Origin of the sequence: Kribbella qitaiheensis, from assembly GCF_042657745.1 — a bacterium.
Classification (GTDB): Bacteria; Actinomycetota; Actinomycetes; order Propionibacteriales; family Kribbellaceae; genus Kribbella; species Kribbella qitaiheensis.
Genome location: NZ_JBHSKE010000009.1, coordinates 20,266 through 33,111, shown reverse-complemented (window position 1 = coordinate 33,111; position 12,846 = coordinate 20,266). Strand labels below are relative to the sequence as shown.

The 12,846-nt window shown below is 68.5% G+C and carries 10 protein-coding genes; 9 read left to right on the top strand and 1 reads right to left on the bottom strand.

Translation table 11 applies throughout. The features are described from left to right. Positions 1 to 57 precede the first annotated feature (57 nt). Complete coding sequence (locus ACFPJ1_RS10055) at positions 58 to 738, bottom strand: GntR family transcriptional regulator (protein WP_380103187.1); 681 nt, start codon at positions 736 to 738, stop codon at positions 58 to 60. Between the two features lie 125 nt (positions 739 to 863). Here ACFPJ1_RS10055 and ACFPJ1_RS10050 point away from each other — a divergent pair, with 125 nt between their 5' ends. From ACFPJ1_RS10050 to ACFPJ1_RS10010, 9 genes are read left to right on the top strand one after another with little or no spacing between them, the layout of a single operon-like run. Continuing rightward, positions 864 to 3,599: a UxaA family hydrolase gene (locus tag ACFPJ1_RS10050; protein WP_380103186.1), complete on the top strand. Its 2,736-nt coding sequence runs from the start codon at positions 864 to 866 to the stop codon at positions 3,597 to 3,599. 45 nt (positions 3,600 to 3,644) lie between these two features. Continuing rightward, positions 3,645 to 4,535 carry a fumarylacetoacetate hydrolase family protein gene (locus ACFPJ1_RS10045; RefSeq protein ID WP_380103185.1) on the top strand — a complete coding sequence of 297 codons (891 nt, stop codon included), beginning with the start codon at positions 3,645 to 3,647 and terminating at the stop codon, positions 4,533 to 4,535. Further along, positions 4,532 to 5,986, top strand: coding sequence for an aldehyde dehydrogenase (NADP(+)) (locus ACFPJ1_RS10040; protein WP_380103184.1), 1,455 nt, complete (start codon positions 4,532 to 4,534; stop codon positions 5,984 to 5,986). The genes ACFPJ1_RS10045 and ACFPJ1_RS10040 overlap by 4 nt, the downstream gene beginning before the upstream one ends. Beyond that, a complete protein-coding gene (locus ACFPJ1_RS10035; protein WP_380103183.1) occupies positions 5,983 to 7,842 on the top strand; it encodes an IlvD/Edd family dehydratase in 1,860 nt (619 codons plus the stop codon). The genes ACFPJ1_RS10040 and ACFPJ1_RS10035 overlap by 4 nt, the downstream gene beginning before the upstream one ends. After that, positions 7,842 to 9,185, top strand: coding sequence for a nickel pincer cofactor-dependent isomerase, group 22 (locus ACFPJ1_RS10030; RefSeq protein ID WP_380103181.1), 1,344 nt, complete (start codon positions 7,842 to 7,844; stop codon positions 9,183 to 9,185). The genes ACFPJ1_RS10035 and ACFPJ1_RS10030 overlap by 1 nt, the downstream gene beginning before the upstream one ends. After that, positions 9,182 to 10,057 carry a hypothetical protein gene (locus ACFPJ1_RS10025; protein WP_380103180.1) on the top strand — a complete coding sequence of 292 codons (876 nt, stop codon included), beginning with the start codon at positions 9,182 to 9,184 and terminating at the stop codon, positions 10,055 to 10,057. The genes ACFPJ1_RS10030 and ACFPJ1_RS10025 overlap by 4 nt, the downstream gene beginning before the upstream one ends. Further along, entirely contained in the window at positions 10,054 to 11,442 is a 1,389-nt protein-coding gene (locus ACFPJ1_RS10020) for an FAD-binding oxidoreductase (RefSeq protein WP_380103178.1), read from the top strand. Before ACFPJ1_RS10025 ends, ACFPJ1_RS10020 begins: the two co-directional genes overlap by 4 nt. 3 nt (positions 11,443 to 11,445) lie before the next feature. Then, positions 11,446 to 12,021, top strand: coding sequence for an alpha-L-fucosidase (locus ACFPJ1_RS10015; RefSeq protein WP_380103177.1), 576 nt, complete (start codon positions 11,446 to 11,448; stop codon positions 12,019 to 12,021). Beyond that, positions 12,018 to 12,839 (top strand): alpha-L-fucosidase, encoded by an 822-nt coding sequence (locus ACFPJ1_RS10010; RefSeq protein WP_380103176.1) that lies wholly within the window; start codon positions 12,018 to 12,020, stop codon positions 12,837 to 12,839. The genes ACFPJ1_RS10015 and ACFPJ1_RS10010 overlap by 4 nt, the downstream gene beginning before the upstream one ends. Positions 12,840 to 12,846 lie beyond the last annotated feature (7 nt).

The window sequence follows — 12,846 nt, the reverse complement described above, 5'->3', positions numbered from 1 at the left end:
CGCGGCGGGATGTACTTCCTGTCCGTGGGTACGCCGGACCCCACGGGGCAGCAGTACCTAGTCGTAGATTCGGCGGAGTCTTACCGACATCGAGTTCTCGATGTGTTGGGTCATGGCGGCTTCGGCGGTGGTGGGGGTGCCGGAGGTGATGGCTTCGACTATCTGGCGGTGTTCTACCAGGACTTCTGGGCCGATGTCTCGGTCGAAGTGGAGGCGGAAGATGTGGAGGTGGCAGTGGGTGCGCTGGAAGGCGAGGCGGACCTGTTCGCTGCCTGACAACCCGGCGATCAGCGAGTGGAAGCGGTTGTCGTGCGCGGTGAGTGACTTGTAGCCGGCGTAGTCCACCGAGGTCGGTTCCACCGCCGTCGAGAGCTCGGCGGACAGCCGTTCCCGGCCCTCGTCATCGATCAGCTCTGCGGCCCGCCGGGCCGCCCAGGGCTCGAGCAGCAGCCGGAACCGGTACAGATCGTCGAACTCTTCCCGGCTCAACAGCGGCGTCGCCCGGTAGCCCTTGAGCGGCTCCTTGTCCGCCAGCCCCTCCGACTCCAGCCGCGCGAGCGCCTCGCGGACCGGTGTCGACGACACCTGGAACTCGCGCGCCAGCCCGTCGATCGAGATCCGCGCGCCCGGCCGGACGACGTGGTCCATCAGCATCGTCTTGATCGCCTCGTACACGTCGTCGGCGAGCATCTGCCGCCGCAGCAGGCGGCGGTCGCGCGGCTCCACTGTCTCAGTCATCGAGGCCCATCCTCCGGGGACTGGTCACGGCCTTGACCCCAGCCGTGTTGTTCGGCAGGGTGGCACTGTAATCATGCATCATGCACGATTCCAGGTCCGCCAGCTACCCGGAGGCGTAGAAAACGATGCTCAGGTTCGACGAGATCGGCGTGCTACCCGAGCCGGGGGACAACGTCGCCATCTCCTCGCGCCGCCTCGAAGCCGGCACCGTGATCGACTTCGACGGTACTGCGGTGACGCTGCCGCACACCGTGCTCGAAGGCCACCGGTTCGTGGCTCGCCCGGTCGCCATCGGCGAACCGCTGCTCTCCTGGCACACCCCCTTCGCCCGAGCCCTCCGCGACCTCGACAAAGGCGACTACGTCTGTACTCCGACCAGCCTGGCCGCCGTGTCCGCCCGAGGGGTAGAGGGTCTTCCGCAGGAGCCCAGCGCCCGCAACGAGCCACTCGACCCCTACGAGTTCGACGAGTCCGCCCTGAACCTCGGCCAACAGGTCACCTCGATCGAGCAGCCCGGCACCTTCCTCGGTTATCCCCGCGAGCAAGGACCAGCTGGCACCCGCAACCACGTCGTACTACTGGCGACGAGTTCGCTGAGCAGCGGGTTCGTGACGGAGTTGGCTCGTCGGTTCGATGGAGCCGAGGGGTTCGACGGCGTCGTACCGGTGGCCCATACCGAGGGTGGCGAGAGCGGTACTCCGAACAACCTGCACGTGCTCCTGGCCACGCTGGCCGGCTTCGCGCTGAACCCGAACGTCGGAGCCGTACTGATCGTCGACACCGAGGACGAACTCGTCTCCGGCCAGGCGATCAAGGACTTCATGGCGGAGAAGGGCTATCCGCCGATCCGCGTGCCGCACGCGTTCTTCACCCGGCACGGCGGCTTCGAGGCGGACCTCACCGCGGCTGGGCGACTGGTCGAGCCGTGGTTGCCGGTCGTCGCGGCGCAGCGTCGCGAGGAGGTGCCTCTCGCTGATCTGTGGATCGGCCTGCAGTGTGGTGGTTCCGACGCATTCTCCGGCGTCAGCGCGAACCCGTTGTCGGGAGCCGTCGCGCGCGAGGTGATCCGACACGGGGGCATCGCAGTACTGGCTGAGACCGATGAGTTGATCGGTGCCGAGGGCTACGTTCTCGAGAACGTCCGGGACTTGCCGACGGCAAGGAGATTCCTCAAGACGGTGCAGTCGTTCAAGGAACGCGTCGGCTGGCACGGGCACACCGCCGAGGGGAATCCGTCCGGGGGCAACGTCTACCGGGGTCTGTACAACATCGTGCTCAAGTCGGTCGGCGCCGCGCGAAAGCTCGACCGCGATGTCCGGCTCGACCACGTGATCGACTACGCCGAACCGATGCCCGGCCACGGGTTCGTCTTCATGGACAGCCCGGGCAACGACCTGGAGTCCGTCGCGGGCCAGGTCGCGAGCGGCTGCAACCTGATCTTCTTCACCACCGGCAACGGGTCCATCACCAACTTCCCGTTCGTGCCGACGATCAAGTTCGTCACCACCACGACGAGGTACGAGTTGCTGCACGCCGAGATGGACGTGGACGCCGGCCGCTACCTGACCGGTACGCCGATGGATGACCTGACGGGTGAGACCTTCGACCTCACCGTGCGCGTGGCGTCGGGTGAGCCGAGCGCGGGCGAACGCGCCGGCCACAGCCAGGTGTCGATCTGGCGGAACTGGCGGCAGAGCGGACCGCGCGAAGGCATCTCCATCACCACCGACGGCCGCACCAGCCGCAGCCTCGCCGACCTCCCCGCCGAGGACCGCGACGCACCTCTGCCCGGCTTGCCGCTGGAGGTCGAAACCCCAACTACCACCGGAACCTCCAGCACCACTGGCTTTCCGGTCACACTGCTGGCGGCGGACGGCCGGCGGGCTCCCGAGCAGGTCGGGCTGATCCTCCCGACGAGCCTCTGCTCCGGCCAGATCGCCCTCCGGCTCGCAGCCCAGGCCGAGGCCGACCGGTGGGCGGGCGACGCGGTGAGCCGGATGGTCGCGCTCCCGCACACCGAGGGCTGCGGTTCCAGCGGCGGCGCCTCCGAGGAGACCTTCGCGCGCACGATGCTCGGCTACCTGCTGCACCCGAACACGCGAATGGCGCTGCTGCTCGAGCACGGCTGCGAGAAGACGCACAACGACTACTTCCGGTCCCGCCTGGTCGAGGCCGGCGCCGATCCGTCCCGCTTCGGCTGGGCGAGCATCCAGGCCGATGGCGGTCTCGACGCAGTCACCGTCCGGGTGCGGGACTGGTTCGGCAGCTTCAACCTGCCGTCGCCGGAAGAGGTCCGCGGGACGGTCGGCGAGCTGACCGTGGCCCTCGAAGCCCGCGGCACGTTGACCTCCGAGACAGCCGAGGCGATGGCATTGATCGGCCGCGAGATCGTCGGCGCGGGCGGCTCGGTCGTGCTCTCTTCGCGCGGCGCCCTCCTCACCGACGAAGGATTCCGGTACGCCGCCTTCGGCTCTCCCGCCGCGGTTGAGCCGACGATCGCGCACGGCCAGCGGTTCGCAGTACCGGGGTGGCACGTGATGCGGATGCCCGGTACCGACTGGATGGAGACGGCGACCGGGTTCGGCGCCGGTGGCGTTCAGCAGGTGCTCGCGCATGTTGCCGGTGGCACCTTGTCGGCGCAGCGGTTCGTCCCGGTGGTGGAGTTCAGCAACGACCCTGAGACGGTGGCGAAGTACGGGGACGATCTGGATGCCGTTGCCTCGGGCAACCCACGGGAGCAGGCGCAGGTCGGACTGGAGGCCATTGCGGATGTTGCCAGCCGCCGGCACGTGCCGAGGGCGGTTGCTTCCGGCAATGTCGGCTTCCAGATCACTCGCGGTCTGCTCGGCACCTCCATGTGACCCCAACGCCCCTGCAGAGCTTCAAAAGTGAAAGGTGGACACCCGATGCACTTGGTCCGGTACCAGCTCCCAGGACAACGGCCCCAGGCCGGCGTCCTCAGCGGTGACACAGTGGCGCCGGTCGATGGGGTCGCCGGGATGGCGGAGCTCCTGCGCCTGACCGCCGACGAGCTGCGCACGGCGGTCGGCAAGACCGGCGACGAGGTGGCGGTGGCCGACGTGAAGCTGCTCCCGCCGCTCGACGGACTCGGCGAGGTCTGGTGCGCGGGTGTCACCTACGAGCGCTCCCGTGGCGCGCGGATGGAGGAGAGCACCGAGCAGTCCGTCTACGACCGCGTGTACTCCGCGCCGCGGCCCGAGCTGTTCCCGAAGTCACCGGCCTGGCGGCTCGTCACGGACGGCGAGGCGATCGGGATCCGCCACGACTCCAGGCACGACGTACCGGAGCCCGAGCTGGCGGTGGTCGCGAACAGCCGCGGCGAGATCGTCGGGTTCACCATCTGCAACGACGTCAGCTCCCGCTCGATCGAGGGCGAGAACCCGCTCTACATCCCGCAGGCGAAGGTGTTCGCGGGCGGTTGCGCGCTGGCGACCGGGATCCGGCCGGCCTGGGAGGTCGCCGACCCGAAGAACCTCACCATCGACCTGGTGATCCGCCGGGACGGCGCCGAGGTCTTCACCGGCACCACCTCGACGAAGCAACTGGTCCGCGAGCTGCACGACCTGGTGGACGTGCTGTTCGTGCCGAACGAGTTCCCCGACGGCGTCATCCTCGCGACCGGCACGGGCATCGTGCCCGAGCTGGACTTCGCGCTGCGGGCCGGTGACGTGGTCGAGATCTCGATCAGCGAGGTCGGCACGCTGACGAATACGGTGGCAGTCGGCCGGGAGCCGTTCGCCTACCTGGCCGCCCAGACCTTGGAGGAGACGCGATGATTCCGGACACCACCCCCGCCGAGCTCGAGCAGGCTCTCGCCGACGCGACGGAGGCCGCCAAGCCGCTGGCCGCGTCGGAGCCCGCCGTCCGGGCGGGCTGGATCCGTGCCGTCGCCGATGCGCTCGACGCGGCCGCGGACGAGCTGGTACCGATCGCGATGCGCGAGTCGTTCCTGCCGGAGGCGCGGCTGCGGGGCGAGGTGGCCCGCAGCAGCGGCCAGCTCCGGATGTTCGCGGACGTGCTCGAGGAGGGTTCGCTGCTCGAGGTCGTCATCGACACCTCCGACCCCAACGCCAAGCCGGTACCGCGACCGGACCTCCGCCGCGTCCTGGTTCCGCTTGGGCCGGCACTGGTGTTCGCCGCCAGCAACTTCCCGTTCGCGTTCAGCGTCTGCGGCGGTGATACCGCGTCCGCGCTGGCGGCCGGCTGCCCGGTGATCGTCAAGGCGCACCCGGGTCACCCGGAGCTGTCGGTGAAGACGGCCGAGGTGATGATCGAGGCGCTGCGGGCAGCGGGCGCACCAGCGGGCACCCTGGGTCTGGTCCAGGGCTACGACGTCGGCGTCACCGCACTGAAGGACCCGCGCATCACCGCGGCTGGGTTCACCGGATCGGTGCCGGCGGGCAAGGCGCTCCACGAGATCGCCGTCACCCGCCCCGAGCCGATCCCCTTCTACGGCGAACTCGGCAGCCTTAACCCGGTCTTCGTCACCCAGGCGGCGATCGATGCTCGCGGCAACGACATTGCCACCGGGTACGTCGGGTCGTTCACGCTGGGCGTCGGCCAGTTCTGCACCAAGCCCGGGTTGCTCTTCTTGCCCGTCGGCCACGGGCTCCAGGACACCCTGGCCGAGGCTGTGGGTGGAGTCGCCGAGGGGAAGATGCTCAACGACCGGATCGCCGAAGGCTTCTCATCCGGACTCGACCGGCTGCAGAAGGTCGAGGGTATCCGGGTGATCGCATCCGGTGGAGCGACCCTGCTGCAGACCACTGTCGGCGAACTCCTGGAGCGGCGCGACGAGATCCTCGAGGAGTGCTTCGGTCCGGTCTCCATCCTGGTGGAGTACGCCTCCGAGGACGAGTTGGTCAGCGCGGTCGAGGCCTTCGAAGGCAACCTGACCGCGACCCTGCACGCTGAGGAGGCCGCCGACGCCGAACTGGCGCGCAAGCTGCTTCCACTGCTGACGGAGCGCGCCGGGCGAGTGCTGTGGAACGGCTGGCCGACGGGTGTCGCCGTGTCGTGGGCGCAGCACCACGGTGGCCCGTTCCCCTCGACCGTCGGATCGATCCACACCAGCGTCGGCGTGACCGCCGCACGCCGGTTCCAGCGGCCCGTGGCCTATCAGGACACCCCGGACACGGTGCTGCCCGCAGTACTGCAGGACGCTAATCCGGCTGGGATCAGCCGCCGGGTGAACGGCGAAGTGACGACCGCGGAGGTAACTCGATGACTGACCTTCCCCCCACCAACGATCCCAACCAGACCGTCGGCTCCGAGGCCGACGAGCTGACCAACGACCCGACGGGCGAGCCGACCCCGGAGAAGACCGGGCGGGTCGCCGGCGACGCCCCTGGCCGCCCTGAGGGGCACATCGGCCGGCGGAGCTTCGACCACTGGTTCGGCGAGAAGGACCGGAACGGCTTCATCCACCGGTCCTGGATGCGCGCGCAGGGCTTCTCGGACGAGGTGTTCGACGGCCGTCCGGTGATCGGCATCTGCAACACGTGGTCCGAGTTGACGCCGTGCAACGCGCACCTGCGCCGGCTCGCGGAGTCCGTCAAGCGGGGTGTCTGGCAGGCCGGTGGATTCCCGCTGGAGTTCCCGGTGATGTCGCTCGGCGAGACGATGCTGCGGCCGACCGCGATGCTGTTCCGCAACCTGCTGAGCATGGACGTCGAGGAGTCGCTGCGCGGCAACCCGATCGACGGCGCGATCCTGCTGACCGGCTGCGACAAGACGACGCCGGGCTCGATCATGGGCGCGGCGTCGGTCGACCTGCCGACGCTCGTGGTGACCGGCGGTCCGATGCTGAACGGCAAGTTCCGCGGCTGCGACATCGGCTCCGGTACGGCGGTGTGGCGGTTCACCCAGGACGTCAACGCCGGGCGGATGACCCAGGAGGACTACGCCGCGGCCGAGTCCGGCATGTCCCGCAGCAACGGTCACTGCATGACCATGGGCACGGCGTCCACGATGGCCTGCATGGCCGAGGCGCTCGGGCTGCAGCTGACCGGTTCGGCGGCGATCCCCGCGGTGGACTCCCGGCGCTATGCGATCGCGCAGCAGGCCGGCCAGCGGATCGTGCAGATGGTCGAGGAAGACCTCAAGCCGAGCGACATCCTCACCCGGGACGCGTTCGCGAACGCAGTACGGGCGAACGCGGCGATCGGCGGTTCTACCAACGCGGTGATCCACCTGCTCGCGATCGCGGGCCGGGTGGGCGTGGACCTGACTCTGGACGACATGGACGAGTGGGCTCGCGGCGTGCCGTGGCTGGTCGACCTGCAGCCGTCCGGGAAGTACCTGATGGAGGACTTCTACTACGCGGGCGGGCTGCCTGCCGTGATGCGGGAGATCCTGCCGCTGCTGAAGGCCGACGCGATCACCGTGACCGGCAAGAGCATTGGCGAGAATGTCGCCAACTCCGAACGGACTGTCGACACGGACGTGATCCGGGCCGTGGGCAACCCCCTCGGTAGCGGCGCGGGAACCGCAGTACTGAAGGGGAATCTGGCTCCGGACGGTGCCGTGGTCAAGCAGTCCGCGGCGTCCGAGAGGTTTTTGCAGCATCGCGGCAAGGCGCTGGTGTTCAGCAGCATCGAGGAGTACGACAAGGCCGTCGACGACCCGGATCTCGACGTTGACGAGGACACCGTTCTCGTGCTCCAGAACGCGGGGCCGCGCGGCTATCCGGGCATGCCCGAGGTCGGCAACCTGACGATCCCGCGCAAGCTCGCCGAGCAGGGTGTGGACGACATGGTGCGCATCTCCGACGCGCGGATGAGCGGTACGGCGTACGGGACCGTGGTGCTGCATGTCGCGCCCGAGGCGGCTGTCGGTGGTCCGCTGGCACTGGTTCGTACCGGTGACTGGATCGAGCTCGACGTGCCGGCGCGGACGCTGCACCTGGACGTGTCCGAGGAGGAGTTGGCCAAGCGGCGGGCCGACTGGCAGGCGCCGTCGGCACCGACCGATCGCGGCTGGGCGCGGCTCTACGTCGACCACGTCACCCAAGCCAACCAGGGCTGCGATCTCGACTTCCTGGTAGGACGCACCGGGTCGGCCGTCGGCCGGCAGAGCCACTGATGTCCGGCGGACCGGCTGACCCGTCCGCCGGGACCGGGGCCTGGGGTCCTTTCGAGGCGATCCGCGGGTTGCGTCCTGACGGTGTCATCCCGCAGGTCACCACGATCCGCCGGCTGCTGCCGGACGTCCCCACCGAGCACGATCCGTACGCCGCTGCGCAGGCAGCCCTGGCTCCACTGGCTGGTTCGGTGGCTCCAGGTGCCCGGATCGCGGTGACGGCCGGGAGTCGCGGGATCCACGATCTGGTGGTGGTCGTGCGCGCGGCTGTCGACTGGCTCCGCTCGGTCGGCGCGGAGCCGTTCGTCGTACCGGCGATGGGGTCGCACGCTGGAGCGACCGCCGAGGGACAGCGGGAGATGCTGGCCGGTCTCGGCGTGACACCTGAATCGGTGGGGTGCCCGATCGAGGCGACCATGGAGACGGTTGTCGTGGGCACTTTGCCGGACGGCACTCCTGTTCACCACGATGCTGTGGTGGCCAAGGCTGATGGAGTGCTGCTGGTCAATCGGGTGAAGCCCCACACCGACTTCCATGGGCCGGTGGAGAGCGGGCTCGCCAAGATCCTGGCGATCGGGCTCGGCAATCGTCAGGGCGCCGCTGCGCTGCATGCCGGTGGGATTCCGTTACTGGGCACATCCATCGAGGCGGCTGCCCGGATGATCGTTGACGCCGGCAAGGTTCTTGGTGGTCTGGCGATCCTGGAGAACGCACACGAGAAGACCGCTGCCGTCGAACTTGTGGTTGCCGAGGGCATCGGTCGAGCGGCGGAGACCGTGTTGCTGCAGCGGGCCGGGAGCCTGATGGCGCGGTTGCCGTTCGACTCCCTCGACGTCCTGGTCGTGGACGAGATGGGCAAGGACAAGTCGGGCGCCGGGATGGATACGAACGTGCTCGGGCGGTGCTGGGTGCACGGGATCCCCGAGTTCGAGTCGCCTTCCATCGCGACGGTGACCGTGCATCGGTTGTCGGAGGCGTCGCATGGGAACGCGTCCGGCCTGGGCCTGGCAGATGTGATGCCGGCGCGTCTGCTCGAGCAGATCGACCTCCGCACGAGTTATGTGAACGCGCTGACCTCGGGAGCCGGGGGAGCACGAAGGTCCCGGCTGCCGATGGTGATGGAGGACGACGCGGCCGCAGTATTGGCCGCGGTGACCATGAGTGGGCGGCGGGACTGGTCATCGTTGCGGTTGGCCCGGATTCGGGACACGCTGTCGCCGAACGAGCTGATGGTGACGCCGGCGCTACTGACCGAGGCGGCGGACCGATTCGATCTGGAGATCGCCGGGACCGCCCGGGACCTGACCGACGCGACGGGATCGCTGACGAGCTGGGGAGAACGATGAACCTGCGGGAAGCCCGTGCACTGCTCGCCGACCGGGGCCTGGCCACGCCGGCGCCGGACTTCGCCTCGACGCGGCGGTTCGGCGACGGAGCGCAGTACAAGGTGGAGATTCCGAGCTGCGAGGGACCCGCGGTGATGCGAACCGTGCTCGACGAGGCGTCGGCGCGCGGCGTCACCGTCCACCGGGTCTCGCAGGGCAGCGGCGTGATGATGCTGACCGACGGCGAGATCGACGAGATGCTCACCCTCGGCGCCGACCACGATGTCGAGGTCTGCCTCTTCCTCGGACCGCGCGGCGCCTGGGACATCGGCGGCCAGGCCAAGGTCTCTGCGGCCGTCGGCGGAGTTGCTCGCGGCAACGAGATGGTCGCCGCCTCGCTGTGTGACGCGTACCGCGCGGTCGAGCTCGGCGTTCGCAGTCTGCTGGTCGGCGATCTCGGTGTGCTGGAACTGCTCGGTCTGCTGAAGAAGGAAGGCGAGCTGCCGACCGACCTGGTGCTGAAGACATCCGTACTGATGCCGTTGCCCAACGCATCGACCGCGGCACTGTACGAGCGGCTCGGCGCGACCAGCCTGAATGTGTCGACCGACCTGCCGATCGGTGTGCTGGCCGAGATCCGGGCCGTGACGACGGTACCGATCGACATGTACATCGAGGTGCCGGACGACCAGGGTGGTCACGTGCGGTTCTACGACGTACCTGATGTGGTGCGCGTGGCGGCGCCGGTTTACCTGAAGATGGGTTTACGGAACTCCCCGAACATCTACCCGGTCGGTGCACATCTGGCCGCGACGGCCGAGGCGCTCGGGCGGGAACGGGTTCGCCGGGCCGAGCTGATCCTCCGGCTGCTCGCCGAACAGGAGGAGGAGTGACCTCCGACCCGCTGATCGCGCGGCTGCGCTCTTCTCTGGGAGAGAAGGCTGTCGTCACCGATCCCGACGTACTGGACAGCCATCGCAACGACCACGCGACCTTTTGCTCGGCGGGAGTACCGCGGCTGCTGGTGCGGCCCTCGTCCACCTCGGAGGTCCAGGAGGTACTGCGGGCCGCGGGGGAGTACGGCGTACCGGTGGTCACGCAGGGCGCGCGGACCGGGTTGTCTGGAGCGGCGAATGCGCTCGACGGGTGCCTGCTGCTGTCGACCGCTCGGCTGAACAAGATCCTGGAGATCTCGGTCGAGGACCAAGTCGCCGTGGTGCAGCCGGGAGTGGTGAACTCCGAACTCTCGCGAGCCGTTCTGGCCCAGGGGTTGTTCTACCCGCCGGATCCGTCGTCGTGGGAGATGTCGACGATCGGCGGCAACATCGCGACCAACGCAGGCGGGTTGTGCTGCGTGAAGTACGGCGTGACTGGTGACTTCATCCGCGGTCTCGAGGTCGTGCTCGCCTCCGGTGAGGTTGTGCGGACCGGGCGGCGGACGGTGAAGGGTGTCGCGGGGTACGACCTGACTTCGTTGATCGTCGGCTCGGAGGGGACGCTCGGTGTTGTCACCGAGGCGACTCTTGCGCTGCGTCCTGAGCCCGAGGCGGCACTGACCGCGGCGGCCACGTTCATGTCGATCGAGGACGGGATCGCGGCCGCGGCTGCGATCATGGCTTCAGGGCTGCGTCCTTCGCTGTTGGAGTTCCTGGACGGGCCGACGGCCCGGGCGATCCAGGACTACCGCGACATGGGGTTGCCGGCGGATGTCGGCTCGTTGCTGATCGCCCAGTCGGACCGCGGTCCGCGGGCCGCTGAGGATGTTGCCGCGATCGCTCGCATTTGTACATCTTTTGGCGCGGTGGAGGTTGCCGAGGCGTCTGATGCCGAGGAGTCGCGGATGTTGCTGGAGGCCCGGCGGCTGGTGAATCCGGCGCTGGAGCCCCTCGGGGTGACGTTGGTGGACGACGTCGCGGTGCCGCGGAGCAAGCTCGTCGCGTTGCTCGACGGGATCGCCGCCATCGGCACGAAGTACGACGTACTGATCTGTTGCCCTGGGCATGTAGGTGACGGGAACATGCATCCCACCGTCGTGTTCGACCGCGACGATCAGGCGGCCGAGGCGCGGGCGTTGGAGGCCTTCGGCGCGGTGATGGAGCTCGGGCTCTCGCTGGGCGGCACCATCACCGGCGAGCACGGCATCGGCACGCTCAAGGCTCAGTGGCTGGAACAGGAGCTCGGCCCGGTCGGGCTCGGCCTGCAACGCAAGATCAAAGAGGTCTTCGACCCGGGGAATCTGCTCAATCCAGGCAAGGTACTGCGGCCGGTCCGGGCCTGACCGATGTGGGTTGAGATCACGCCGGACGACGGTCCGTCCGAGCTGCGCCGAAAAGCGTCGACGGTCCGGCCGTCGCCGCGTCAGGTGAGTTGGCAGCGCCAGGAGCTGACCGCGTTCGTGCACTTCGGGCCGAACACCTTCACTGGCTTGGAGTGGGGTACCGGGCTTGACGATCCGGCGGTGTTCGACCCGTCGGGTCTCGACTGCGGCCAGTGGGCGAAGGCCTTGGCGGGCGCTGAGTTCAGGAGCGTGATCCTGACCGCCAAGCACCACGACGGCTTCTGTCTTTGGCCGAGCAGGTATTTGGAGCACACTGTCGCGGCGAGCCAGTTCCGGGGCGATGTCGTGGCTGAGCTGGCGACGGCGGCCGGGGCGCACGGTCTTGCGATGGGGTTCTACCTGTCGCCCGCAGATCTGCATCAGGAGAAGGCGCCCGGTGGGTACTACGGCAACGGCAGCCCGGTGGTCGAGTCGGTCATTCCCACTCTGGTGGAGGGCGATGATCGGGCCTCGCTGGTCGCGTCTGGGGAGCTGCCAGTCTTCATTATGTCGTTGACGACTACAACCGGTTCTATTTGAACCAGCTGTACGAGCTGCTCACGCAGTACGGGCCGATCGCGGAGGTTTGGCTGGACGGAGCGAACCCGACGGGAACGGCTCAGGCTTATGACTACGGCGCGTGGTTTGACCTGATCCGCCGACTGGCCCCCGAGGCAACGATCGCGGTCGGCGGGCCGGACGTTCGCTGGGTCGGGAACGAGAGTGGGTACGCGCGCGACAGCGAATGGAGCGTGGTGCCCTTCACTGGTGTACCGAGCGATCTCGGACGGTCGATGGTTGCCGGTGAGGTGGCGGAGGAGGTGGCAGCGCCTTCGCAGCTGCTGGAGGCGGACTACCTCAGGTGGTATCCGGCTGAGGTCGACGTCTCCATCCGGCCGGGGTGGTTCTATCACGCCGAAGAGGATGACGAGGTGAAGTCGGTTCCTGAGCTGCTGGACATCTATCGCAGGTCGGTCGGACGGAATGCTGTCCTGCTGCTGAACATCCCGCCCGACCGACGCGGGTTGTTCGCCGAGACGGATGTGGCTCGCCTGACCGAGTTCGGTGCGGCGGTGCGGGCGGCGTATGGCACCGACCTATCCGGCTCCTTGCCTGCGGCAATCAACGTGGTGGGCTTGAGTGAGGACATCACCCAGGGGCAGCAGGTCGAGTCGTTCGCCGTCGACGCGGCCGTCGAGGGGGAGTGGGTGGAGATCGCCACCGGCACGACCATTGGTCACCGCCGGCTGCTTGCCTTGCCCAAGCCCATCGAGCCGACGGCCGTGCGCCTCCGGATCCTGTCGTCACGGGCCGACGCAACCGTCACCCTGTCCCTCCACTTCGACCCGACCTTGTAACCGGGCT

What these genes read in the sequence shown, in the direction of transcription:
- ACFPJ1_RS10055 (WP_380103187.1), bottom strand. Translation starts at nt 738, where the DNA reads ATGACTGAGACAGTGGAGCCGCGCGACCGCCGCCTGCTGCGGCGGCAG.
- ACFPJ1_RS10050 (WP_380103186.1), top strand. Translation starts at nt 864, where the DNA reads ATGCTCAGGTTCGACGAGATCGGCGTGCTACCCGAGCCGGGGGACAAC.
- ACFPJ1_RS10045 (WP_380103185.1), top strand. Translation starts at nt 3,645, where the DNA reads ATGCACTTGGTCCGGTACCAGCTCCCAGGACAACGGCCCCAGGCCGGC.
- ACFPJ1_RS10040 (WP_380103184.1), top strand. Translation starts at nt 4,532, where the DNA reads ATGATTCCGGACACCACCCCCGCCGAGCTCGAGCAGGCTCTCGCCGAC.
- ACFPJ1_RS10035 (WP_380103183.1), top strand. Translation starts at nt 5,983, where the DNA reads ATGACTGACCTTCCCCCCACCAACGATCCCAACCAGACCGTCGGCTCC.
- ACFPJ1_RS10030 (WP_380103181.1), top strand. Translation starts at nt 7,842, where the DNA reads ATGTCCGGCGGACCGGCTGACCCGTCCGCCGGGACCGGGGCCTGGGGT.
- ACFPJ1_RS10025 (WP_380103180.1), top strand. Translation starts at nt 9,182, where the DNA reads ATGAACCTGCGGGAAGCCCGTGCACTGCTCGCCGACCGGGGCCTGGCC.
- ACFPJ1_RS10015 (WP_380103177.1), top strand. Translation starts at nt 11,446, where the DNA reads ATGTGGGTTGAGATCACGCCGGACGACGGTCCGTCCGAGCTGCGCCGA.